Source organism: Nocardia sp. NPDC051030 (genome assembly GCF_040683015.1).
Classification (GTDB): Bacteria; Actinomycetota; Actinomycetes; order Mycobacteriales; family Mycobacteriaceae; genus Nocardia.
The window spans coordinates 675,714-699,378 of sequence record NZ_JBFBCD010000003.1 but is presented as its reverse complement, the minus strand read 5'-3'; the positions used below and the strand labels follow the sequence as shown (position 1 = coordinate 699,378).

Genomic DNA, 23,665 nt, shown 5'->3' with positions numbered 1-23,665 from the left:
CTACCTCGGGTAGTCGACGGGCACCCCGATCACCACCGCCGACTCATCCGAGAACGCTTCCCGTGCCTGAGCATTGGACACGGAGTCCGGCACCTCGAAAATGGTGTACCCCGGCTCCGCAGCCGCGATGAACTTCCAACCCTGCCCCTCGAGCTCGGTTCGGAACGTCTTGGCCTGCGTCTCACTAGTCACATTCTCAAGGCCCGTCACGCCATATCGTTTCGCCATCGCGAGCTCCTCAGTGGTAGCCGATCGCCGAAACCCCCTGCATTACAGGGTAAGTCGGTCACCGCAAGACACGCCCGAGGTTCACCGGAGTATCGGCGCGCCTCGAACATCGACCTATTCCCCAACAATCGCAGGACGATTCGACGCGGGGCCGGCGCTTTGGGGCGGTGATGGCGTCTTTGTGTTTGGTGGACAGTGTCTTCACCGGTTCGACCTTCCGACTACGACCGTGATCACCAGGATGAATGCGATCAGGGCGCAACCGGTTCGGGTGAAATGGAAGAGCTCCCAGCGGCGCAGGATATCGGCGTAGTCGGCGGGTGGCGTTCCTACCGCCCAGCGCTTGATCTGGTGGTTGATCGGCACGTTTCCGAAACGGGTCACCAGGAATGAGATGAAGGTCAGTGCCGAGGCGGTTGCCGCGACCCACCGGGGCCACGACGTCGAACTCACCGCCAAAAGCAGTGTGCTCAGCACGGCCAGGCCCATCAGGGACTGCATTACCGGGCCGTTGACTCGCATCAGCGCGGTGTGGAACGTGAACCGAACATCAAGGGGCACTTCGCGAAACGCGTACAGCACGTTCACCGCGCCGTATCCGAACGCCCCGGCCAGCAGGCCAGGGAACACTAGTGCCGCCCCTTGGACGGATTTCGACAGCATCGGGACTCCCATCTCGGCATCGCAACACCGAGTTGCGATATTGTCAGCATGCCCAGTCGTCGCCGATATCGCAACAAGGAGTTGCAATGAGTTCGCCGCACCCCTCGGACGAGGGCCGAAGGTTCGCGCGGCGGTGCTCGCCGCGACCGTGGATGAGCTGAGCGAACGGGGATACGCCGCCTTCACCGTCGACAATGTCGCCCAGCGCGCCGGGGTGCACAAGACCACCGTCTACCGCCGTTGGCCCGACCGCGACAGCCTCATCACCGACGCGTTGGCCGACAGCGTCGCCGCTGAAATCCCCATGCCCGATACGGGTTCGATCGAGGACGACCTGCGTGCCCTCGCACGCAGCCTGGTCGCATGGATCAACAGCCCCTCCGGTCGGGCGGTGCTCGCGGTCATGCTGTCCCCCGCCGCGGACCTGCCCTCACCACCCGACGCCACCCGTCACGTCTTCCGCGACCGCATTCGCCGAGCCCTACCGATCGTGACCCGCGCAGCCACCCGCGGTGAGATCCCCTCCGGCACAGACCCCGCCGAACTCGTCAAAACCCTTGTCGCACCGATCTATCTCCGCGTACTGATCACCCGTGAGCCGGTGAACGACGAAACCGCCGACGCGGCAGCCACTCTGGCGATCACCGCAGCCCGTGCCGGTCTCTTCACCTAAGCGAGGATCAAGATCAGGGAGCTGTGGTGGTGGAAATCGCTTCGAATTTCCACCACCACAGGTCCCTCGGTGGCTACGTGCATGCGGGTGGTCAGGCGAAGCGCCAGCGGGTTGCGCCGTGGGGTTCGACCAGGCCTAGGCCTACTGCGGTGTGGATGGTGAAGCGGTAGAGGTACCACGGGGGGCGGCCTGCGGATTGGGCGCTGTAGGGGGCCGTGAGGGCGTCGTCGGCTCGTTCGGCGGGCCAGCCGCCCTCGCGGAAGGCAGCGGCCAACTCGTCGAGTTCGGCGGGGTCGGTGGTGCGGTGGGCCTCGCCTTCGAAGACCAGGTCGACTTCCGGGAGGCGGAAGGAGAGGGCGCAGGCCGGGTTTTCGGCAAGATTGCGGGACTTGCGGGTGCCGGGGCCGCTGGTGAAGTACAGGGTGCCGCCGTGGGCTATCGCGCCGATTCCGGTGGAGTGGGGGCGGGCGTCACTTCCCGCCGTCGCCAGGAATGCGGCGGTTTCGGCGCGGCCGATGCCCGCGGAGGCGGCTTCGAGCGCGACCTTCCAGGGGAGTTCGGCATCGCCGTAGATATTGAGGTCAGTGGCCTCGATGGGGTCGGGAAGCATGGTTCCTCCTTGCGGTGCGAGTGATACCGATGCAGACGCCCTACCGTAGGCAGATTCATCGCGGGCCTGCGGGCGATCGGCGCCGAATGGGACTGCGTCGCTGGCGGGCAGGGGCGGCAAGCCGAGGCATACTGGCCGCGTGACCGGCTCCGACAATCAGGGCAGCGACGCGCTGAGCAGCAATGACCCGACGGATGATGATCAGGTTCCGGCGTGGGCGCGGCGGACCACCGGGGAATCGCGGTGGCTGGCGACGGGCGCGGTGGTGGGGATTATCGCGTTTCAGTTTCTGCTACCGAATCAGTTCACGCCGCATCCGGCGTGGCTGATTCCGGCATTGGGGGTGGTGCTCATGGTGATTCTGTGGATCGGGAATCCGATTCGGATCGACCGTGAGGAGTCGTGGCTACGGCGGTGCAGCCTGGCATTGACGGTGCTGCTGGCGTTCGCCATGAGCTGGTCGGTGTACCACTTGGTGCTCGGGCTGATCGACGGGACTGTCAGCGACAATGCGCGCGGGCTGCTCAGCTCCGGGGTCGAGGTGTGGCTGACCAATGTGCTGGTGTTCGCGCTCGGATATTGGGAGCTCGATCGAGGCGGGCCTGCGGCGCGGGCGCACGGCCGCAAACCCTTCCCCGATTTCCTGTTCGTGCAGATGCAGAATCCCGATCTGGCCGATCCGGAGTGGGAGCCGTCCTTCGTCGACTACCTGTACCTGTCGTTCACCAATGCCACCGCGTTCAGCCCCACCGATGTGATGCCCATGTCGCGGTGGGCCAAGCTGGCGATGATGGCGCAGTCCGGGATCTCGCTGATCACGGTGAGCCTGGTCATCGCCCGCGCAGTGAATGTTCTTAAATAGGAACAGCTTTCAGCGATTGAACCAGCAGTCGGCGATCACCAGGACGACGCCGATCGCGATCAGGACACCGGCCGTCAAGGTCGAGGCGGCCAGTGTCGCCAGCACATAGGCGGCCTCCAGGATTCCGAGGATCGGAATCCACACCCACCAGTCCGGGCGACCGAACATCCGCTTCGGCCGTGCCGCCGCGCCATTGCGCGAACCACCCGAATATCCGGCCTGCTCCCGCCGGACCGGAGCCCTATTGTCTCTGTTCACCGGCGGAAGGTTACCGGACCGCTCACCGCGCCGGACGGCGACCCGAAGATGGTGTGGCGCAACATCCCGGCACACACACTTCACCATTGGCGGTGCAGCCCAGACGCGGGAAACAACTCAGCGCCAACGGCTTTGCGCCGGTGCGGAGTTCCTCGACCAGATCGGCCACCAGATGAGCGAAACGCGGATCGGTGCCGGGCGTGGCCGCGCGGGCGAATGCCATGCCGAGTTCGGCGGCACGCTCGCGCGCCTCATTGTCCAGATCCCAGATCACCTCGAGGTGATCGGAGACGAAGCCCACGGGGCAGACCACGACCGAATCCACGCCCTGCCCGGCGAGCGCGTCGAGATGATCGACAATGTCCGGGTCCAGCCACGGCACCTGCGGCGGACCGGAACGGGACTGCCAGACCAGGTCGTAGTCCGCGAAACCGGTTGCGGCGGCACACAATCGGGCCGCCTCGGCGACCTGACGGCTGTAGAGGTTGAGCTCATCGGGCGGGCCGGAGGCATTGTCGGCCGAGATCGGGATGGAATGCGCGGTGAAGACCAGCCGGGCACGATCCCGGCGGTCCCCGGGTAGCTCGGCCACGGCCGCGCGTATGGCGTCCGCGAACGCCTCGATCAGCAGCGGATGATCGAAATACTGTCGCAGCTTGACCATCTCGGGCGCATCGTCCACCGCCGCACGCGCCCGGGCGATGTCCTCGTGATACTGCTTGCACCCCGAATACCCACCCCACGCCGAGGTGGGAAACACCAGGGCGGAACGGATTCCGTCATCGCGCATGCGCTCGACGGTGTCCTCCACCATCGGATGCCAATTGCGATTGCCGAAATACACCGGCAGATCGATTCCGCGCGTGGCGAATTCGGCCTCGATCGCCTTGATGATGTCGAGGTTCAACGCATTGATCGGCGACACCCCGCCGAAGTGCAGGTAGTGCTCCGCGACTTCGGCGAGGCGTTCCGGAGGTACTCCCCTGCCCCGAGTGACGTTCTCCAGGAACGGCATCACGTCCTCGGGGCGTTCGGGGCCACCGAACGAGAGCAGTAGCAGCGCGTCCGCTGTATCCGAATCGGACTCGGTATCGAGCACCGGGTCCAGAGCGGGCTCCGCGGCCACCACTCCTCCTTCAGCTCAGTCGAATTCGGCTCAGTTGGGGAAACCGTCCGCGGGGAACCAGGTGTTGTGGCTGGCGCCGCCGTCGACGTAGATGATCGAACCGGTGGTGCCCGGCAGCCAATCCGAGAGCATGGCCACGATGGACTTGGCCACCACGGTCGGGTCGTCGACATCCCAGCCGATCGGGGATGCGCCGTCCCAGTAGGTGTTCAGCATGTTCAGCTGCTTGGCGTCATCGGTGGCGGTGCCCGCGATGGCCTTGGCGGCGAGGGTCTTGATCGGACCCGCGGCGATCAGGTTGGAGCGAATCCGCTTGGCCTCGCCCACCTCCCGCGCCACATACCGGTTCACCGACTCGAGCGCGGCCTTGGCCACACCCATCCAGTTGTAGTACGGCATCGCGGTGCGCGGATCGAAGTCCATGCCCACGATGGAGCCGCCCTCGTTCATGACGGGGAGCACGGCGCGCGCGAGGGAGGCGTAGGACCACGCCGAGATCTCGAATGCCTTGGCGGCGTCCGGACCCGGGCCGTCCAGGAACGGCATGGCCTCGGGACCCATCAGGGTGCGCGGCGCGAACGCGATGGAGTGCAGTACGCCGTCGACGCCCTCGGGCGCGAGCTCACGAACCTTCTCGGCCAGCTCGCCGAGGTTCTCCTCATTGGTGACATCGAGGCCGATGGCCGGGGGAACCTCCTGCGGCAACCGCTTGGCGATCCGGTCGATCAGCCGCAGCCGCTCCGGAATACCGGTGATGATCACCTTCGCGCCCTGCTGCTGCGCGACCGCGGCCGCGTGGAAGGCGATGGAGGAATCGGTGATGATTCCGGTGATGAGTACGGTCTTGCCTTCGAGCAATCCACCCATGGGTTGGTCGGTTCTCCTCGTTGATAAAAGCTGATGGCCAGGGGAGTTCGAGCGCACAGACTAACTGAGCGACAGGCTCAGTGGCCCATGCCCATACCGCCGTCGACGGGGATGATCGCACCCGAGATGTAGGAGGCGTCGTCCGAGGCGAGGAAGCTGATCGCCGCGGCGACATCCTCGGGCTGACCGATGCGGCCGGCCGGGATGAAGTCGAGAGCGGCCTTGCGGTTCTCCTCGGTCATCTCCTCACGAGTCATATCGGTGTCGATCAGGCCCGGCGCCACCACATTCGCGGTGATATTGCGCTTGCCGACCTCACGGGTGATGGCGCGCGCCATACCGATCAGACCGGACTTGGCCGCCGCGTAGTTGACCTGGCCGGGCGCGCCGATCTGGCCGACCACCGAGCCGAGGAAGATGACGCGGCCCCAACGGCCCTTCAACATATTGCGGTTGGCGCGCTGGGCAACTCGCCACGCGCCGGTGAGGTTGGCGTCGATGATCTTGGTGAACGACTCCTCGCTCATGCGCATGAACAGCGTGTTGTCCACAATGCCCGCATTCGCGACGACGACCTCGACCGGACCCTGGTGCGCCTCCACCTCGGAGAACGCCCGATCGACCGACTCCGAATCGGTCACATCGCATTTCACGCCGAAGAGACCCTCCGGCACACCGGAACCGCGATGGGTGACGGCCACCTTATGTCCGTCGGCGAGCAGGCGCTGGGCCACCGCGAGGCCGATGCCGCGGTTACCACCGGTCACCAGTACCGACCGGGATGTGATGTTCGACATAGAAGCAAACCTATCTGTTCGTGTTCGGGACTCGGCGCGCGGTACCGATTTACGGCAGGCGTTGACGATAGAGCAGCGCGGTCACCACACCCGAGGCGGTCACCAGCAGGCCGAGCAGCAGCCATGGCCGGCTGGCATCGCCCATCGTCATCTCATAGCCGATTTGCTGTTCGAGCGTGTCGTACACGGCATTCAGCTCTTCGAGACTGGAGGCGGTGTAGAAATCGCCGCCCGACAGCTTCGCGATCTCACGCAGCGAATCGTCGTCGACCGGCACCCGCACCCGTTGCGAGCCCTTACCGTCCTGGTCCGGGATTTCCACGGTGCCCCAGGTGGTGCCGAAGGAAATCGTCGACACCGGAACGCCTTTCTCCTTCGCCAGACGCGCGGCGGTGAAGCCGTGGCGGGGATTGTCGACATCCTTATCGTCCGGAACGGTCTGCTTACCGTCGGACATGAGCACAATGCGTGCGGGCGGAGGCGTTTCCGCGCCACCCAGCACCGAGGCCAGGGTGTCGATGGATTGCAGCGCCGTCAGAATTCCCTCACCGGTCGCGGTGCGCTCGGCGAGTTTCATATTGTCGATGGCCGATTTGATCGCTTCACGATTGGTGGTCGGCGACATCTGCACCGCCGCCGTCCCCGCGAAGGTCACCAAACCCAGATTGATACCCGGGGTCAGGCCATCGGCGAATTCCTTGGCCGCCTTCTTGGCCACCTGAATTCGGCTCGGCGGCACATCGGTCGCCTCCATGGACAGCGACACGTCGATCACCAGCATGACCGTGGCCCGGTTGCGCGGCACCTTCTTGGCCGCGGTCGGACCCGCGGCCGCAATGGTCAACAGCGTCAAACCGACCAGCATCAAAGCGATCGGCACATGCCGGAACGCGCCGGGCCGATTCGGCGCGACCTTCTCCAGCATCTGCATATTGGAGAAGCGCAGCACATGCTTGCGCCGGCGCTGCTGCACCAGCACATAGATCAGCGCCATGAGCGCGATAATGGCCAGGAAACCCAGCCAGATCTGCGAGGTGAAATGCGAAATGCTCACTGTCGCGGCACCCGCCCGGCCGTCGAGGCGCCGAAAGTGTGGCGCCGGGTGGACACGAATCGGACCACATCGGTGATCCAATCCCGATCGGTACTCAGCTCCATCACCGGGGCGCCGCAGCTGCGCAATGCCGCTTCGACCTGATTCCGGTGCTGCTGAGCGGCTTTCGCGTAATCCGAACGCAGAGTCGGGGTCACGCTGAATTCGCGGGTACGCCCGGTCTCCGGATCATGCAGGACCACGTCACCGACATCGGGCAGCGCCAGATCCAGCGGATCGAGCACCTCCACCCCCAGCAGATCGTGCCGGCCGGAAATGGCGCGCAGGCTGCGCTGCCAATCGATATCGCCGAGGAAATCCGAGATGACCACGGCCAGACCGCGTTTACGCTGCGGTCGCCGCAAGGCCTCCACCGCGGCACGCAGGTCCCCGCGCACACCGTCGTGGGCGTGCGGGGTCGTGGCGATCTTGCGCAGCATGGTCTGCGCGTGCACCCGGCCACTGCGGGCCGGAATCCGGATCAGCTGTTCGCCATTGGCGACCACCGCGCCGATCCGGTTACCGCCGCCGCTGGTCAAATGGGTGACCGCGGCCGCGGCCGCCACCACCAGGTCGCGCTTCTGACAGTCGGCGGTGCCGAAGTCGAGGCTGGCGGACAGGTCCACCACCAGCCAGGTCTCCAATTCGCGGTCGGCGACCATCTGCCGCACATGCGCATGCGTGGTGCGGGCGGTCACCGACCAATCCATCTGGCGCACATCGTCGCCCGGCTGATACATGCGCGCATCACCGGGTTCGGAACCCGGGCCGGGGATGAGACCCATATGGTCACCGTGCAGTACACCGTCGAGACGGCGGCGCACGGTCAGTTCGAGCGTCTTCAACGCCGCGGCCAAGCGGGGGTCGTTCAGGTTCCCCGAGTCGAAGGACGGCGGGGCGTGGGTGGGACCGCTGGGGAATGACATCGTCACTGGCGCAACCTAATCCAGGACCCGCCCTACTTCGGCTGCGGCTGGCCGGGCACCCCGGGCATCTGGCCGTTGGGCGGCTGCGGAATGCTCTGCGGCTGCGGCTGCGGCGCGGCCGGGGGCTGCGGGATGCCGTGCGGACCCATCGCCGGTGCGGCGGCGGGAGCGGGCATCGGCGCGGCCGGGGCGGCACCGGGAGCGACCGCCTGCGGAGCCACCTGCGGCAGTCCGACGGTCTGAAGCACGCGACGGATGACATCATCCGGGCTTACCTCGTCGGCCAGGGCGTCATAGGACAGCACCAGGCGGTGACGCAGCACGTCCGGGATCACCTCGACGACATCCTGCGGGACCACGTAATCGCGACCGCGGATGAGCGCCACCGCGCGGGCCGCGGCGATGATGCCGAGGCTGGCACGCGGCGAAGCGCCGTAGGAAATCCAACCGGCCACATCGTGCATGCCGAACTCGGCGGGCTTACGGGTCGCGGCGATCACGCGGACGACGTAGTCGACCAGGGCGTGGTGCACGAAGGTATTAGCCGCCACCTGCTGCAGGCGGACCACCTCGGCCGGATCCAGGATCGGCTTGGGCTCCGGCGGGGTGACACCCATCCGGTAGATGATCTCGCGCTCTTCCTCGACCGAGGGGTAGTCCACGACCACCTTGAAGAGGAAGCGGTCGCGCTGCGCCTCGGGCAGCGGGTACACGCCTTCGCTCTCGATCGGGTTCTGAGTCGCCATGACCAGGAACGGATTCGGCATCGGGTAGGTCTTGCCGCCGATCGACACATGCCGCTCGGCCATCACCTCGAGCAGCGCCGACTGCACCTTCGCCGGGGCGCGGTTGATCTCATCCGCCAGCACGAAGTTCGCGACCACCGGGCCCAGCTCGGTATCGAATTCCTCGCGGCCCTGACGGTAGATGCGCGTACCGACGAGGTCGGTGGGCACCAGGTCCGGGGTGAACTGGACGCGGGAGAAGCTGCCGCCCACCACCTTTGCGAACGTCTCCACCGCGAGCGTCTTGGCGATACCCGGCACGCCCTCGAGCAACACATGGCCCCGCGCGAGCACACCCACCAGCAACCGTTCGACCAGTCGATCCTGACCGACGATCACCCGTTTGACTTCGTAGATCGCCTTTTCCAGGGTCTGGACATCGCGCTCGAGGGTGCTCGTTGCCGGAGCCGGCTCCTTCACCGTGCTTACCGTGCTCACACCTTCAGTCGAAGTCACCAACATCCCCGCTTTCGCCTCGGTCTCTGTGCGTGCCGCACCAACTATTCCAGGTATCCGCCGCGATTGCCGCACCCGGTTGCGATCAACCTCGGAAGTCAGCTCACAGGTTCCACCGTCACACCGACATTCGTACCTCTGATTTGCGCTTCGCCGGGGTGTCGAGCCCCCGTTCGGGCATCATCACAGGCATGGAGGTAGCTGAAAGTTCGCCCACTCGCGGGCCGATCGCCGGTTCCCGCATCCTCACAGCCATCGCGGTCCTGACCACGCTCCCGTGCGGCGTGCTGCTCTGGTACTCGATGTCCGCGGGCGACTTCGAACTGTTCTTCCTGGCCGGACTGGGCCTGGCCATCTGCGGAATAGCGTGGCTGATCACCACCATCGTCCTCGGCGCGCGCGGCGGGAACCCCCGGCTCCCTCTCGTCTTCCTGACTCCCCTGATAGTCCTGATCACCCTCGGCTTGTACCTCACCGACGTACCGGCCGCCGTCGGGTGGAAACTTTCCAAATCGAGCCTCGACAGCGCCGCCGCCACCTGCACCCGAACCGGCCGAATCGGCGTTTACACGATCACCTCCACCAGCAGACGCAATAACGCCTGCTTCCTGTACACCGACGGCGGCTGGATCAACTCCATCGGCTTCGCCCACTACCCCACCGATCCCCCACCGCCTTCGCCCTACTATCACTACGAACACCTCGACGGCCCCTGGTACCAATTCACCGAACGCTTCTGACCCGCCCGTGACGCAGATCACCGCGAGGGAGTATGGCCGCCAGGGGGCTTACGCACCAGACACCTTGCGGCTCAGGGCATCCCGCGCTGTCACCTGCCGCAATACCGACAAGCTCGGTGCGAGGCCAGAAGCGTTCCGGCACTGATCATTACGAGCACACAGACAGCACAGGCGGCAGGTGGACGCGCGGGCTGCGGTCGTGGCACAGGTTTGAAAAGGACGCTACCGTCGAGTTGGGGCGTTCGCGGCACTCGGCCGACACGGCAAGGTGAGCCGAGTTGCGATGCCCCCGGCGGAGCGTGACTCGTTTCGAAAGGCATTGCACGACAACGATTGTGGAGATTGACCAGCTATGACCCGCACCGCACCTGACGCTACATTCCACTCGCAGCCCGGCTCACCCGGCGGTCGCGGCGGTTCCGGCACCTGGCATGAAGGATCGCTGTGGTGGGAGGCCAAGTCCGTGGTGGTCACCCGCGCCATCGCCCCGGGCTCCATCGCGACCACCCCACACCTGGTGGTGCCATTCGAAGAGGGCCGGCTCGCGTTCCTGCTCTCCTCGCACGGGGCCGAGGCGCAGCAGCTCGCGTGGGACGGCCGGGTGGTGATCCAGGCCGGCGATTGGCGCGGTCGGCCCGCTCTGGGATCCCGTCAGCATTACGGCACCGCGTTCGTCGTCAACGACCGTCAGTTGGCCGACCGGACCAAAGAGGGCATGCGGATCAAATACGGTGCCCGAAGGGCATTGGCACGCATGGCCCATCGCATGGCGAACGGCGCGGTTCCCTACGGTGACCTGGTCGCGGTCGTGCATTTGCATCCGCACCGCCCACTCATGCTCGGCGCTTGAGGCTATTCGGCCCGGTCAGGGGCCCGAATCGATCGAGACTTAGGTAGCAGCAGGCTTACTGCCGCACTGGCCACACCGAGCCCGTGCGCGGACGTCAGCCATGATCAGCCCTCCGCATGATCCCGGAACAGCGAAAGCTCGTCGCAGCCTGCCGTCATGATCAGCACTGTTCGACACAGCCGCACATGTAACCGACCGATGCGAACGAATCATGGTGCATTTGTGGAGAATTCGTGGAACGCACGGTCAGCCCGGCCTGCGCACGCACAGTCGCGCCGCCCAGGCGGTGTGCTGTGTTACGGGTTGGTCGCGACCGCGGTTCGGCACAGTTACATGGAACGAGTTCTGTGGGAGCCTACGAGCCTGATCGCGAAACTTTCCGGCGTACTCGGTGGTACAGCGGAGAAGCGCCGAATCTTGTGGATGTCACTGCCGCGCAGTGCTTCTCAATCGGTAGCGTTGACATTATCGGTCGAGGGCGACCGACGGTACGGGATGTGTGGTGTGACGTGTGGGATTACGGGATTTCGCCGGGGCGATCCATCGGCGAACAGGCATTGGCCGATTTACAGCAGCGCGCCACCGCGGAGGGAGTGGCCTTGCGCGTGGGCGTCGTGCTCGAACACGACGGCGCGGTGCTGCTGCTTGCGCGCGAGGAGTATTCGGCGGGGCCCAGACCGCTCAATTTACCGGGCACCACGGTGCGCCCGGGGGAACCGCTCGCCGACGCCGTGGCGCGCGCGGTGCTCGAGGAAACCGGTCTGAGGGTGGTCGACATCGTCCGTCACCTGGGCAATTTCGACTACCTGGACAATGCCGGAAAGCCGGTGCGCCGTGAGCATTTCGCGGTCGAGGTGGCCGCTGCCGGACCCATCCGGCTCAGCAATTACGCCGGGTACCGATGGATTCCGCTCGACACCGACCCGCCGGTCACCTCCTCGATCCGGCATATCCTCAGCGCCTACCGCGCGGGAGAGCCGACGCAGCCCAGGTAGCCCGGGCAATCCGGCTGCCCCGCTCTGACAGACTGTTGGACATGCCGGATGCGAAACCGAATGCCTGGGCCAAGCGCACGCCGCGAGAGCCCAGTGATGCCGATCGAGCCGCGCTGCAAACGGAGTTGGTCGAGCGGGCCCGCGCGGTCCGGGAGCACGGCTGGGCGGATTACCGCGCCACCTGGACGAATGGTGAGACGGCGGGGGTCGCCTACCTGTTGGAGGACGTCGAACTCCTGGAGGAACTCGACGAACGCGAGGGCTCGGTGCTGACCCGGTACGCCGGGGAGCTGTATGGATTCCACGGTGCCGCCAAGGACCTCAAGGCCGGATTGGTCGGCACCCAGGCCTGGTTCGCCGCCGCACGCAAGAAGCTGGGCGCGCACGGAGGCTGAACCCGCGGGGCTGACGCGGCTGAACCGCGAGCCTCGTCGGTCAGCGCCGCCGACCGATCAGCGAGCCCGCTGCACCCGCGTTTCGCCCCACACCGGGGTATCGGATTCGTAGACGCCGCCGTCCGAACCGAAGACCAGGAATCGATCGAATCCCCGTGCGAACCAACGGTCGTGGGTGACGGCGATGACCGTTCCCTCGAATGCGTCGATGCCCTGCTCGAGAGCCTCGGCCGAGTGCAGATCGAGGTTGTCGGTGGGCTCGTCCAATAGCAGCATGGTCGCGCCGGAGAGTTCGAGCAGCAGGATCTGAATCCGCGCCTGCTGGCCGCCGGAGAGCTCGTCATAGCGCTGTTCGGCGGCGCGCGCGAGGCCGTATCGGTCGAGCACGCGGGTGGCGGCCTCGCGGCCCATGCCATTGCGATGCTCATCGCCCATGTGCAGGATCTCGAGCAGCGTGCGGCCGGTCAGGTCCGCACGGCCGTGGGTTTGGGCGAAATACCCGGGACGGACCCGTGCCCCGAGGGCCGCGGTGCCGGTGTGCGGAACCGGAGCGAGGTCCAGGGCCTGAACCGGGAGATGCTCCCGATCCGGATCCGTCCCACCGGCCGCGAGCAATCGCAGGAAGTGCGACTTGCCCGAACCATTGGAGCCGAGCACCGCGACCCGATCGCCGTACCAGATCTCGGCGTCGAACGGCTTCATCAGACCGGTGAGCCCCAGGTCCGTGCACACCAGCGCGCGCTTACCGGTGCGGCCGCCGTGCAGTCGCATGGATACGTTCTGCCGCAAGGGGATTGCCTCGGGCGGCCCGGCCTCCTCGAACTTGGCCAGCCGCGTCTGGGCGGCCTGATAGCGGGCGGCGATCCCGTCATTGAACTTCGCCTTCTCCCGCAATCGCAGCACCAGCGCGCGCAGTTTGACCTGCTCTTCCTCCCAGCGCCTGCGCAGCTCGTCCAATCGGGCGTTGCGGTCTTCTCGCGCTTGCTGATACGTCTTCAGGCCACCGCCGTGCACCCAGGAGGTCGCGCCGCTGACGCCGGGCTCGAGCGTGATGATGCGGGTCGCCGCGTTCGCGATCAGCTCCCGGTCGTGGCTGACGAACAGCACCGACTTGGTGGATTCCGCGATGGTCCGTTCCAGCCACTGCTTTCCGGGCACATCCAGGTAGTTGTCCGGCTCGTCGAGCAGCAGCACCTCATCCGGTCCCGCGAACAGGGCCTCCAGCACCAGGCGTTTCTGTTCGCCTCCGCTCAGCGTGTTCGCGGCCCGCCATTTCGCCCGATCGAACTCGACGCCGAGGGCGGACATGGTCACGATGTCCCAAAACGCCTCGGCCTCATACCCGCCCGCGTCCGCCCAATCCGAGAGCGCGTGCGCATACGCGAGTTGGGTCCGCTCCTCATCATTCTCGATGAGCGCGTTCTCGGCGGCCTCCAGAGCCAGCGCCGCATCCCTGACCTGCGCCGGGGACACCATCAGCAAGAGATCCCGCACGGTCGATTCATCGCGGACCTGCCCCACGAACTGCCGCATGATCCCCAGCGACCCCGACCGCGTCACGGCCCCCTCATCAGCAGTTGTGTCACCACCGATAATCCGCAGCAAGGTCGTCTTACCGGTCCCGTTCGGCCCGATCAGCGCGGCCTTGACGCCCTCCCCGATCCGGAACCCGACACCACTGAGCAACTGCCGCCCATCGGGCAGGAAATAGTCGACGTCCGCGATATCAATGTGGGCCACTCCCCCAGCCAACCCGGCGCAACCCGTTCACGCAAACCGATTCGCACCGGTGGGAGATCACCATGGTCATCCGCCACGCCATGAAGCAAGATCGTCCGCGCGAGCCTGGGCCGGTGCCACAATCCTGAGGTGAACCCATTGCGACGCCTCGCCCGTGTGGCGCTGGCGTTCCTTTCGGTGGTGCTCGTGGGCACCACCGGCTACGTGATCCTGGGATTCGCGCTCATCGACGCGCTCTATCAGACCGTCACGACCATCACGACCGTCGGATTCCGCGAGGTGCATCCGCTCAGTCCCACGGGCCAGGTGTTCACCATGGCGCTGATCCTGGTCGGCGCGGGCACCGTCTTCTATATGTTCGGCGTCCTGCTCGAGGCCCTCATCGAGGGACATCTACGAAACCACTTGGAGCGCAGACGAATGGACCGCCGAATAGACCGCATGCGCGGGCACATCATCGTGTGCGGCTGGGGCAGAGTCGGCCGCTCCACCGCCCAATACCTCGCCAGCCTCGGCAAGACCATCGTGGTCGTCGACCGCAACGCACAACGCTTGCAGGACATCGAATTTCCGAGCGTGCACGGCGATGTCACCGATGACAGCGTTCTCGAAGCGGCCGGAATCACCCACGCCCGAGCCCTGATCGCGGCCCTCGACAGCGACGCCGACAATGTCTACGTGACCCTGTCGAGCCGGGCACTGCGCACGGATCTGGTGATCATCGCCCGCGCACGCACCGAGGGCTCCAAATCCAAACTCCTTCGTGCGGGCGCGAATCGAGCGGTCAATCCCCAACTCATCGGCGGGCGTCGCATGGCGGCCTTCGCCCTGCAACCCAATGTCGCCGAATTCCTCGACGTGGTCATGCACGATGAAACCCTCGAATACCGCATCGAGGAAATCACCATCGGCCCCCGATCTCCCCTCATAGACCGCTCCCTCACCGATTCCGACCTGCGCCGCACCACAGGCGCACTCGTCATAGCGCTGCGAACCCCCGCCGGTCACTTCATTGCCAACCCGGCCGACGACAGCCCGCTTCACGTCGACACCGTTCTGATCGTCCTCGGCACGCCCACCCAACTCGACGCGGTTCGCAAACACGCCGCCGACTAGGCGGCCCACACATCATCTCCATCCCGACAGATCGGCGGGAATTGGCAAGCGGAACAAGCGATGTGACCCGCATGCTGATCGAGGACTCCGTTGAACAGCACGGACCGATGGAGAGGTCAGCCCGAATGCCGGCACCCGATTTTCACCCCGACCTGCGCATGGCGCGGTACCTACCGCGGACCGTGGTCGGACCGCGCCGATTGCGGTTGATCCGACGGCTCATCGGCCTTACGCCGCTGGACCCACGCGCGAACGCTGTTGTCGCACAGTCTGGTCCGCATGTCCCGGTCAGAGTGTTCCGACCGGCCGGACACAGCGGCCCGATGCCCGGCCTGCTGTGGATGCACGGCGGCGGCACGGTCGTCGGCAGGGCCGCCATGGAGGACACCCAATGCCGGGCATTCGCCGACCGGCTCGGCATAGTCGTGGTCTCCGTCGACTACCGCCTCGCACCGGAACACCCGTATCCGACCCCACTCGAGGACTGCTACACCGGATTGCGCTGGCTCGCAGCCCAATCCGACGTGGACTCGGCGCGCATCGCCATCGGTGGGCCGAGTGCCGGGGGCGGCCTGGCCGCCGCGCTCGCCCTCCTCGCGCGCGAGCGGGGCGAGTTCCACCCGATCTTTCAACTCCTGGTGTATCCGATGCTCGACGACCGCACCTGCGCCCGCACCGATATCGACCCGCGCACGCTCCGCATCTGGAGCCCGTCCAGCAATAGCTTCAGCTGGGCCAGCTATCTCGGAACGCCACCGGCAGGCGACACCGCACCCGAACTCGCCGTTCCGGCCCGCCACAACGACTTGGCGGGCCTACCGCCAGCCTGGATCGGCGTCGGCACCCATGACCTCTTCCACGATGAAGATGTCGATTATGCGCGGCGGCTCCAAGAGGCGGGTGTCGCATGCACCCTCGAGGTCGTCCCCCGCGCCTATCACGGATTCGATTACATCGAACCCAAAACACCCGTCTCCCAAGCATTCTTCGACGCCCAGGTCACCGCCCTCGGCAACGCCCTCAACGGGATCGAATCGAACGGCGATATCACGAACCGGTGACCCCGCCGCACATCCCGCCGCCAGGCAGGTGATCCGGGCCAGCTTGATGTCTTGCCCAGGTTCGCCATCGGATACGGTTCTCGCGGTTCCGTCCGCCCGTGCCACTCGAAAGAAGGCTCATGCCCGTAGTCAGCGTCAATGGGATCCGGCTCAACTACGAGGTCACCGGTGACGGTCCGCTCGTGGTGCTGGTCATGGGCACCGGCAGCCCCGGGCGGGTGTGGAAGTCGTACCAGGTACCGGCGCTGGTCAAGGCCGGATTCCGGGTCGTGACCATGGACAATCGCGGCATCGCGCCCTCGGATGAGTGCGCCGCGGGCATGAGCATCGCCGATCTGGTCGGCGATACCGCCGGATTGATCGAGCACCTCGGCGGCGGACCGGCTCATGTCGTCGGCACCTCGCTGGGCTCCAGAGTCGTTGCCGAACTGGCCCTTTCACGACCGGAACTGGTCCGCAAGGCGATCATGATGGCTGCCACCGGACGCCCCCACCCGCTCTCGTCCATGCTCAATCGAGGCGAGCAGGCCCTGGCCGACAAGGGCATCCAGCTCCCCGCCGAGTACGCCGCGGCCATCAAGGCCATGCTCAACCTCTCCCCTCACACCCTCGAAGACCCCGCCCGAGCCCAGGAATGGCTCGACATCTTCGAGTACACCGCCACCGCCACCCCCACACCGGGCGTCCGCGCCCAACTGCGTATGGACCGCTCCCAGGACCGTCTCACCGCCTACCAGCGAATCGCCGTCCCCAGCCTGATCGTCGGTTTCGCCGATGACCGCATGGTCCCCCCGGTCTTCGGCCGCGAGGTCGCCACAGCCATCCCCGGCGCGCAGTACACCGAAATCGAGCACTGCGGCCACTACGGCTACATCGAGCGCCCCGAGGAAGTAAACCGAGTCATCATCAACTTCCTCGCCGCCTGAGCACATCTTCGAATCCCGGTCGTCTCAATCCAGAATCGCGGTTGCCTCGATCTCCACCAGGAGGTCGGGCTCCGCCAAGGCCGCAACGCCGATCCCCGTGAGCGGCGGAAGCGCGGTAACGCCCAGCCTTTTCGCGGCCCGAGCCGCACCCTCCACGAAGAGCGACATCTTGTCGGGCGTCCAATCGACTTCGACGCCTGAGAGCGAGCCCTCGCAGCCGTCCGCAAGGGCGCGCATATGATGCGTTCTGCGAGTTTGCCGAGGCCGTCGAATCGGCAAGCGTCAGCCCACACCTCTAAAGAAGGAATCCCCTATGTGCCAGCCCGTCCCCTGCGAAACCTGCGCCAAGATCACCTGGGCAGGCTGCGGCGAACACATCGCCGAGGTCCGTGCCGTGGTCCCCGCCGACCAATGGTGCGACGGGGACCACGGCACGGCCAACGACAACTGACTGCGCGGACCCTGCGGCCGACCGCTCCAGGCCGACTTCTACCGAATCTCGAAGTTCAACGGTCCCGGATTCCACAGCCCGGTGCGCTGCACGGTCGCGGTGTTCAGCGATGCGTCGGTGGCCGCTGGGTCGTAGGGGATGAGTTTGTGGATCTCGCCCCAGTTTCGTTTCCAGTCGTCGCGTAGGTAGGACGGCATGACCTGGGCGCGGGTAAGCAGATCGATGTAGCCGAGGGGGCCGCCGGAGTTGTGGCTCTGCCAGTTGGTGGTCATGATGGCGGCCGAGAACTCCGGGGTGATGCGGTATTTCGGCACTTCGGCCACTCCGTAGCGGTGCCGCATGGGTTGCTGGCACGAGAATTGCAGGCCGACAAGCCAATCCATCAAGACCGGGGTGGAATGCCCGACCAGTGAATCGAGTGTTTGCAAGGCCGGGACGCGTGGCGGGGTCACCGCCACCCACTGCTCCGGATCCGAGCTGTCGACGGCGGCGACGATACGGACGGCGTTCGCCTGAATCGGTAGGTCTTTCAACGGAATTCGCAGGTTTCTCCAGGATGGCTGGAGCACATTCACGTCCTCGGGCGTGATCCGGCCCAATGCTTGTACGTCCCCGGCGTCCGCGACACCGTATTCGACCTGGACGGATTGCCCTGCCACAGGCAGGTTGTCGAGATCGGTCGAGGCGACGCGCCCGGCGGCGGCGATCGCGATGATCTCGCCGCGGCCACCCCCCGCTTGCGCCTCGGGCAGCCGGTACCAGCCCGAGATCAGATCCTTTTTCGCACCGGGACTTCCGTAGCTGCCGAGCATTGGTGTCATCGCCGGATTCAGGCCGAAGGGCAGGGGGATGCTACTGCCGTTGATGCCGGTCCGGACGGTATCGCCGGAGCTGGTGCTGTCGGTCTCCGCCTTGGTCGTCGTGCCCGTGCTGCCCAGTGACTGACCGACCGATGCGGCGGCGGCATCCGAGGCATCGGGAGTCAGGTCGTTGAGATTGAGTCCATTGGCGGTGAAGCCGTCATCGGCCCCGGCGCCCAGCGCCGTGGCGGGGTCGCCGGAAAAGGGCTGGAGTACACCGGCATTCGGGTCCGATTCCACGAGTACGTCATCGGCCAGCCCACACGAGCTGCCACCCAGCGCGGCCAGGTTCGATTTCGCGATCGAGTACGCCGGGTACTGGGTGATGGCGGCTTTCACGAACGACGCCACTTCGAACACCACCACCAGCGCTATCGCTGCGGTAAGGATCGGAGGTTGTCTGCGTGCCGGAGGTTCGGTGCGGCGGAAGGGTTCGCGGACATGCAGCCACCCCGTGACCGCAACAGCCAGGAACGAGAAGGCGAGAAAGACTGTGCCGATGGAGATTCCGTGAATCGAAATCGGCTTGTCCCACCACGGTATTCCGTAGCTGGCGACATACCACCAGCTATTGGAGCTGGCGAACGACAGTGCCAGCACCGCGAGTACCGCGGCGGCCAGCAGCGCACGATTTCGCGGTGACCGTATTACCCGAGGGCCTGCCGCGACGGCGGCGACCACGGCCACCGCCCCGGCCAACCCGGCGAATACACCCAGGTGATGGGTGAATTTCGTGGGCGAGAACGTCATGAGCGGAATCGCGGCGATCGTGGTGCCCACGATCCGCCGTGTCGGTCCCGCAGCCAAACCCGGGATTCGGCCGCCTCGCCGCAGGAGCGCCAGCAGGGCCACGCCGAGGGTCAAGAACAAGGTCAGCATCGCGAATCGTCGTGCCAGCGAGCCGTCCGGGATCGCCTGGAACAGATTCTGATAGACGAGGTATTCGTCCTGCCATGGCATCTGCGGGCCGACGATCTTGTGCGCCTCGAGCATCGGTGCGATCGCCGAAATCGGTTGGCCCACAAACACGATCGTGAGGACCACCAGGCCAGTCGCCAGCGCGGGTGCGATCACCGCTGCGTAACCGTAGGTGCGCGCACGGTCGACGACGATCTGCATCAAGGGGCGGGCACCGGCCAAAAGCGCGGCGAAACAGATCAGCCCGGAGGGGTTGGTGACCACCGCCAATGCGGCGGGCAGCAGCGCGAGCACGGCCGGTGTCAGCCGCCGGGTCGCCAATGCGCGTTCCATCGATACCCAAGTGAGCAAGACTCCCACGGCGACGGCGGGTTCGGGACGTAGACCGTTGTTGTAGGGCAGCCAGAAGGCAAGGAACAGCAGGCCGCCTGCCCAGATCGCGGCCCGCTCGGTTCGCGCGGCGATCCCCAGTCGCGGCAGCACTTCCCGGCTGATCAGCAGCCAGCACACGATCGCGAGAATCAGTTCCGGCAATCGCACCACAATGCTCGCCGTGGAGACTTCCGCCAGCATTCCGAACAGGTAGTCGTACGGGATCCCGATCGGTGTCTCGGGCACACCGAAGTAGGCGAAGTAATTGGCCAGATAGCCCGCGTGCCAAGCGGTTCGGGCCATGCCGAGGATGTAGCCATCGTCGGCGGTACCCACACCGATGAAGTACCACACGATCAAGGTCCCGACGATCACGCCATCTGCCAGCCGCGGCTTCCACCAGCGCCGCGGCAGCACCCGCCGATTGCGGCGGCCATCGAGACCGTCGAGCCGATGCAGCGCCCACAATGCCAGCGCGGTCGCGAGCAAGGCTCCGACGATCGCGCACAGCTTCCACACCGAGGGCGAGGTCGTGAACCGCGAATCGATCACCACCTCGGCGCGCACACCCGCCGCCACGGGGTCCGCGAGATCGGTGAATAGCCCCACCAACTGCGGGCGGAAATCCCCCTCCACCGTCACAGGCTCACTGACACCGATATCCACGCTGGTGCGGGCACTGTCGGACACGATCACCACCCGACCGTCCGGCGGCAGGCCCACCGTCGAAGTATCGAGCAGCGTCCGATCCCGCAGCACCACCTGCAACCGGCTACCGCTTTGTTCCGGCGTGACCACCGCATTCAGGCCGTAATGCCACGACTGCCCGGACTGCGGCGGCACGGTCGACACCACATTCCCGCCATGCTCACCAAGCCTCGACACAGCGGCCAACGGGACATACACCGTCACCTTGGTCGGCGAATACGACACCAATGGCGCTGTGACACTGCCCGTTTGCCCCGCCTGTGGCCACGACAACGACGCCTGTTCCTGGCGCACAGGCAGAAACGGCACCAGCACAGCCAGCACAGCGCCGATCAACCCGGCTACCAAAGCAATTCGACGCCACCCATGTCTGGTCACCAAGCAACATCTAGTTGAAACACTTGTTACAGTCAAGCCGTGACACGTCGGCCGACCGACTCGCCAAGGCGCGAGGAGCTCTTGAGCCAAGCATGCGAGATCCTCTCCCGCACAGGCGTGGTCGAAACATCCCTACGTTCTCTAGCTGCGGAGATGGGCACCAGCGCCAGAATGCTGATCTACTACTTCGGCTCCAAGGAGAAACTCATCCTCGAAGTCCTCGCCCACGAACAACGCCAATTCACCCCCGACCCCGAAGTCTCCTCCTCGATGGCCGACCTCCGCGCCTACATCCTGGCCGACTGGCACTCCATCACCCGAGGCGAGCGCCGCGTAAGCGTCCGCATCCTCGAACAAGTCTTCGGCGCCGCCTGCGCCCAAAACAGCCCCTACGCCACCTACACCGCCCAAACCCTCACCCAACTGATCCACAACTTCGAAATCCGCCTCCGAGCCGTAGGCATGCCCCCCGAAATCGCCGCCACCCGAGCCATAGTCGGCCTCACCGCCCTCCAGGGCTTCGTAATGCGCTACTTCACCGCCGAAGACCCCGCCGCCATCGACCGCGAATTCCTCCGCCTGGTCGACGACGTCATACTCGCCCCCACCTGACACGCACTGCGCGACACGGTCTGTCAGTACCGGCCGAATACGAGCGCGACATTGTGCCCGCCGAAGGCAAAGCAGTTGTTGATCGCGTACTCGATGCTCTGCTGGCGTGCCTCGCCGTGCACGACATCCAGATCTATCTCCGGATCCTGGTTCTCCAGATTCAGGGTGGGCGGGACAATCCCATCTCGAATGCTGAGGACCGTGAGCACCGACTCGAGCGCACCCACCGCACCGATCGAATGGCCCAGGGCGGACTTGGGCGCATACACCGAAGCATGCGAAACACCAGCCTTATGAATCGCTTTCGCCTCCGAGACATCACCGATGGAAGTGGCCGTCGCGTGCGCGTTCACATGTGTGATATCGCCCGTGGATAGTCCCGCGGTCTGCATCGCACGCTGCATGGCACGGGCGATACCGGTGCCTTCCGGGTCCGAGGCCACGAGATGGAATCCGTCGGAGGTCACCCCCGCGCCCAGCAGCCGAGCATGAATGGTGGCTCCGCGTGCCTTCGCATGCTCTTCGGTCTCGAGGACCATGAGCGCACCCGCTTCTCCGAACACGAAACCGTCCCGGTCCTTGTCGAACGGTCGCGACGCCGCCTTCGGATCATCGTTACGCGTACTCATGGCACGCATCATCGAGAACGTCGCGATCGGAAGAGGATCGATATAGCCCTCGACACCTCCGGTCACAACCATATCCGCGTCACCCATCACGATCATCCGCCATGCATTGGCAATCGCCTCGGCACCCGAGGAGCAGGCCGAAACCGGCGTAATCACACCAGCTCTCGCACCAAGCTCGAGCCCGACAACGGCGGCGGGCCCATTCGGCATGATCATCTGAACAGCCAACGGCGAAACCTTCCGGTAGCCGCTGTTCTTCATCTTCTCGTTCGAGTCGATAAGCGCATCCGCACCACCGAGACCGGTACCGATGGCCACACCCAGTCGCAGCGGATCGACCTCCGGACTACCGGCGTTCTTCCACACCTCACGGCCGAGCACGGTGGCGAGCCGCTCGACATACGACATGCGCCGAATCTCGACCCGGCTCAACAACGTATCCGGTGACACCTTCAGGTGTCCGCCGATCCGAACGGGGAGACTGTAGTCCTCGATGAAATCGTCGGTCAGAAAATCGATCCCACTCTCGCCGTTCAGCAGACCCTTCCAGGTCGCGTCGACGTCACCTGAAATCGACGTTGTCGCAGCCAGACTCGTGACCACGACAGCAGGGAAAGCCCCATCCACGCTGAAAGGATTAATCACGTAGTCCACCATTCGCAGGACGGTCAGGTCCTGATCCGGAATCTTGACGAGGTACTCCAGTGGCAGCCATTGCCCACCCTTTCTCAGCAGAATGAACAGTCGGCCGAAGGCAGGACGCGTCAGCGATCGGCGACCTGCGTTGATGCCATCGTGACGTCGGCGGGAGACCCTCCGTTGAACTATGTTGCAGTTCAGTGCCTTTCACTCCCTACCGCCGTCAAAGGTATATAGGTCGGCTGGCATCAGACGATGGGAACCGACATGGAGTTGCAGGCGAGTTTTTGTGGAAACCCTCCAACTGGCAGACCTCGATGATGAAGTCGTCGCGATCTCAGCTCGCGCAGGTGGATTGGAATGGGGCAGCGGCAAATAGGTCGGCGATCCAGGCCAGCCATCGGTCGGCGACAGGGGTTGGGGCGTCGTGGCCGCCGGGGACTACCAGATCAGCACACCGCCGCCCACACCCAGAGCTCGACCAGCCGCGATCTCAATGTTCGCCAAGCGGTCCAGGATTCCCAATCTCAGTCGTGCGGCGTCGGCTGCGTCCAGGCCTGCCGGTATGAGCTCAGAGAGATACTCGCGGACGACACGGCATTCCTGGAGGAGCCCGGGGATCTCGTCAGGCATGACGATGAGATCGCCACGGGGCCTGTTCCGATCGGCCAGGATCGGGAAGAACTGGGCATCCAGTGAGCGCATGCCTTGCGACCCCCACACCTCGGTGCGCCAGCGTTCCGGGCCCGCGGAGTCGCTGACTCCATCCGGCGTATCGAGCACTTCACCGACGACATCTCTGCTGCCGTCAGCGCTGAGCAAGAAGGTATGGACAAGTAGGCTCACCCGGCTACGAAACCACGCCGAGAGACGAGACCTGGCACAGCCCGCCGTTGCCAGTCGAAACAGTGCGATCAGCGGTATGAGCGGC

The 23,665-nt window shown here is 65.4% G+C and carries 26 protein-coding genes; 11 read left to right on the top strand and 15 right to left on the bottom strand.

From position 1 onward, the window contains the following. Together AB0N05_RS12600 and AB0N05_RS12595 are read right to left on the bottom strand one after the other, a co-directional pair. Positions 1 to 228: a hypothetical protein gene (locus AB0N05_RS12600; RefSeq protein ID WP_364691630.1), complete on the bottom strand. Its 228-nt coding sequence runs from the start codon at positions 226 to 228 to the stop codon at positions 1 to 3. Positions 229 to 429: 201 nt separating this feature from the next. Further along, positions 430 to 891, bottom strand: a complete 462-nt coding sequence (locus tag AB0N05_RS12595) for a DUF1772 domain-containing protein (protein ID WP_364691628.1) — start codon at positions 889 to 891, stop codon at positions 430 to 432. Between the two features lie 133 nt (positions 892 to 1,024). Here AB0N05_RS12595 and AB0N05_RS12590 point away from each other — a divergent pair, with 133 nt between their 5' ends. Continuing rightward, the gene (locus tag AB0N05_RS12590; RefSeq protein WP_364691625.1) at positions 1,025 to 1,564 is read left to right on the top strand and encodes a TetR/AcrR family transcriptional regulator; all 540 of its coding nucleotides are present in this window, start codon (positions 1,025 to 1,027) and stop codon (positions 1,562 to 1,564) included. Between the two features lie 91 nt (positions 1,565 to 1,655). On the opposite strand, the gene AB0N05_RS12585 is transcribed toward AB0N05_RS12590, so the two are convergent. Next, positions 1,656 to 2,174 carry a pyridoxamine 5'-phosphate oxidase family protein gene (locus tag AB0N05_RS12585; RefSeq protein ID WP_364691622.1) on the bottom strand — a complete coding sequence of 173 codons (519 nt, stop codon included), beginning with the start codon at positions 2,172 to 2,174 and terminating at the stop codon, positions 1,656 to 1,658. Between the two features lie 139 nt (positions 2,175 to 2,313). Between AB0N05_RS12585 and AB0N05_RS12580 the strand changes: the two genes are divergently transcribed. Then, positions 2,314 to 3,036 (top strand): hypothetical protein, encoded by a 723-nt coding sequence (locus tag AB0N05_RS12580; RefSeq protein ID WP_364691619.1) that lies wholly within the window; start codon positions 2,314 to 2,316, stop codon positions 3,034 to 3,036. Between the two features lie 9 nt (positions 3,037 to 3,045). Here AB0N05_RS12580 and AB0N05_RS12575 read toward each other — a convergent pair whose 3' ends face one another. The 7 genes from AB0N05_RS12575 to AB0N05_RS12545 form a co-directional block, all read right to left on the bottom strand. Then, entirely contained in the window at positions 3,046 to 3,294 is a 249-nt protein-coding gene (locus AB0N05_RS12575; RefSeq protein ID WP_364691616.1) for a hypothetical protein, read from the bottom strand. 22 nt (positions 3,295 to 3,316) lie between these two features. Then, on the bottom strand, positions 3,317 to 4,420 hold the full coding sequence (locus AB0N05_RS12570) for a ferrochelatase (protein ID WP_364691614.1): 1,104 nt from the start codon (positions 4,418 to 4,420) through the stop codon (positions 3,317 to 3,319). Positions 4,421 to 4,450: 30 nt separating this feature from the next. After that, the gene (gene inhA / locus AB0N05_RS12565) at positions 4,451 to 5,287 is read right to left on the bottom strand and encodes an NADH-dependent enoyl-ACP reductase InhA (protein WP_364691611.1); all 837 of its coding nucleotides are present in this window, start codon (positions 5,285 to 5,287) and stop codon (positions 4,451 to 4,453) included. A gap of 77 nt (positions 5,288 to 5,364) precedes the next feature. Next, on the bottom strand, positions 5,365 to 6,084 hold the full coding sequence (gene fabG1 / locus AB0N05_RS12560; protein ID WP_364691608.1) for a 3-oxoacyl-ACP reductase FabG1: 720 nt from the start codon (positions 6,082 to 6,084) through the stop codon (positions 5,365 to 5,367). A gap of 49 nt (positions 6,085 to 6,133) precedes the next feature. After that, positions 6,134 to 7,138, bottom strand: a complete 1,005-nt coding sequence (locus AB0N05_RS12555) for a VWA domain-containing protein (protein ID WP_364691606.1) — start codon at positions 7,136 to 7,138, stop codon at positions 6,134 to 6,136. Next, a complete protein-coding gene (locus AB0N05_RS12550) occupies positions 7,135 to 8,103 on the bottom strand; it encodes a DUF58 domain-containing protein (protein ID WP_364692332.1) in 969 nt (322 codons plus the stop codon). Before AB0N05_RS12550 ends, AB0N05_RS12555 begins: the two co-directional genes overlap by 4 nt. A gap of 32 nt (positions 8,104 to 8,135) precedes the next feature. Continuing rightward, positions 8,136 to 9,350, bottom strand: a complete 1,215-nt coding sequence (locus AB0N05_RS12545; RefSeq protein ID WP_364691603.1) for a MoxR family ATPase — start codon at positions 9,348 to 9,350, stop codon at positions 8,136 to 8,138. A gap of 185 nt (positions 9,351 to 9,535) precedes the next feature. On the opposite strand from AB0N05_RS12545, the gene AB0N05_RS12540 reads away from it, so the two are divergent. From AB0N05_RS12540 to AB0N05_RS12525, 4 genes are all read left to right on the top strand, one after another. Continuing rightward, complete coding sequence (locus AB0N05_RS12540) at positions 9,536 to 10,084, top strand: hypothetical protein (protein ID WP_364691600.1); 549 nt, start codon at positions 9,536 to 9,538, stop codon at positions 10,082 to 10,084. A gap of 352 nt (positions 10,085 to 10,436) precedes the next feature. Next, a complete protein-coding gene (locus tag AB0N05_RS12535; RefSeq protein WP_364691597.1) occupies positions 10,437 to 10,934 on the top strand; it encodes a hypothetical protein in 498 nt (165 codons plus the stop codon). A gap of 497 nt (positions 10,935 to 11,431) precedes the next feature. Then, positions 11,432 to 11,929, top strand: coding sequence for an NUDIX domain-containing protein (locus AB0N05_RS12530; RefSeq protein WP_364691595.1), 498 nt, complete (start codon positions 11,432 to 11,434; stop codon positions 11,927 to 11,929). 41 nt (positions 11,930 to 11,970) lie between these two features. Further along, on the top strand, positions 11,971 to 12,324 hold the full coding sequence (locus AB0N05_RS12525; RefSeq protein WP_364691592.1) for a hypothetical protein: 354 nt from the start codon (positions 11,971 to 11,973) through the stop codon (positions 12,322 to 12,324). Between the two features lie 57 nt (positions 12,325 to 12,381). On the opposite strand, the gene AB0N05_RS12520 is transcribed toward AB0N05_RS12525, so the two are convergent. Beyond that, a complete protein-coding gene (locus AB0N05_RS12520; RefSeq protein WP_364691589.1) occupies positions 12,382 to 14,064 on the bottom strand; it encodes an ATP-binding cassette domain-containing protein in 1,683 nt (560 codons plus the stop codon). Between the two features lie 129 nt (positions 14,065 to 14,193). Here AB0N05_RS12520 and AB0N05_RS12515 point away from each other — a divergent pair, with 129 nt between their 5' ends. The 3 genes from AB0N05_RS12515 (at position 14,194) to AB0N05_RS12505 (ending at position 17,167) form a co-directional block, all read left to right on the top strand. Beyond that, positions 14,194 to 15,180 (top strand): potassium channel protein, encoded by a 987-nt coding sequence (locus AB0N05_RS12515; protein WP_364691586.1) that lies wholly within the window; start codon positions 14,194 to 14,196, stop codon positions 15,178 to 15,180. A gap of 125 nt (positions 15,181 to 15,305) precedes the next feature. Continuing rightward, positions 15,306 to 16,241, top strand: a complete 936-nt coding sequence (locus tag AB0N05_RS12510) for an alpha/beta hydrolase (protein ID WP_364691583.1) — start codon at positions 15,306 to 15,308, stop codon at positions 16,239 to 16,241. Positions 16,242 to 16,360: 119 nt separating this feature from the next. After that, positions 16,361 to 17,167 carry an alpha/beta fold hydrolase gene (locus AB0N05_RS12505; protein WP_364691580.1) on the top strand — a complete coding sequence of 269 codons (807 nt, stop codon included), beginning with the start codon at positions 16,361 to 16,363 and terminating at the stop codon, positions 17,165 to 17,167. A gap of 24 nt (positions 17,168 to 17,191) precedes the next feature. On the opposite strand, the gene AB0N05_RS12500 is transcribed toward AB0N05_RS12505, so the two are convergent. Next, entirely contained in the window at positions 17,192 to 17,404 is a 213-nt protein-coding gene (locus tag AB0N05_RS12500; RefSeq protein WP_364691577.1) for a hypothetical protein, read from the bottom strand. Positions 17,405 to 17,480: 76 nt separating this feature from the next. Here AB0N05_RS12500 and AB0N05_RS12495 point away from each other — a divergent pair, with 76 nt between their 5' ends. Beyond that, positions 17,481 to 17,618, top strand: a complete 138-nt coding sequence (locus AB0N05_RS12495) for a hypothetical protein (RefSeq protein WP_364691574.1) — start codon at positions 17,481 to 17,483, stop codon at positions 17,616 to 17,618. 38 nt (positions 17,619 to 17,656) lie between these two features. On the opposite strand, the gene AB0N05_RS12490 is transcribed toward AB0N05_RS12495, so the two are convergent. Next, positions 17,657 to 20,890: an arabinosyltransferase domain-containing protein gene (locus AB0N05_RS12490; protein WP_364691570.1), complete on the bottom strand. Its 3,234-nt coding sequence runs from the start codon at positions 20,888 to 20,890 to the stop codon at positions 17,657 to 17,659. Positions 20,891 to 20,893: 3 nt separating this feature from the next. Between AB0N05_RS12490 and AB0N05_RS12485 the strand changes: the two genes are divergently transcribed. Beyond that, entirely contained in the window at positions 20,894 to 21,466 is a 573-nt protein-coding gene (locus tag AB0N05_RS12485; protein WP_364691567.1) for a TetR/AcrR family transcriptional regulator, read from the top strand. A 23-nt stretch (positions 21,467 to 21,489) separates the two neighbouring features. On the opposite strand, the gene AB0N05_RS12480 is transcribed toward AB0N05_RS12485, so the two are convergent. Further along, on the bottom strand, positions 21,490 to 22,752 hold the full coding sequence (locus AB0N05_RS12480) for a KasA/KasB family beta-ketoacyl-ACP synthase (RefSeq protein ID WP_364691564.1): 1,263 nt from the start codon (positions 22,750 to 22,752) through the stop codon (positions 21,490 to 21,492). A 423-nt stretch (positions 22,753 to 23,175) separates the two neighbouring features. Then, a complete protein-coding gene (locus tag AB0N05_RS12475) occupies positions 23,176 to 23,580 on the bottom strand; it encodes a hypothetical protein (RefSeq protein WP_364691561.1) in 405 nt (134 codons plus the stop codon). Positions 23,581 to 23,665 lie beyond the last annotated feature (85 nt).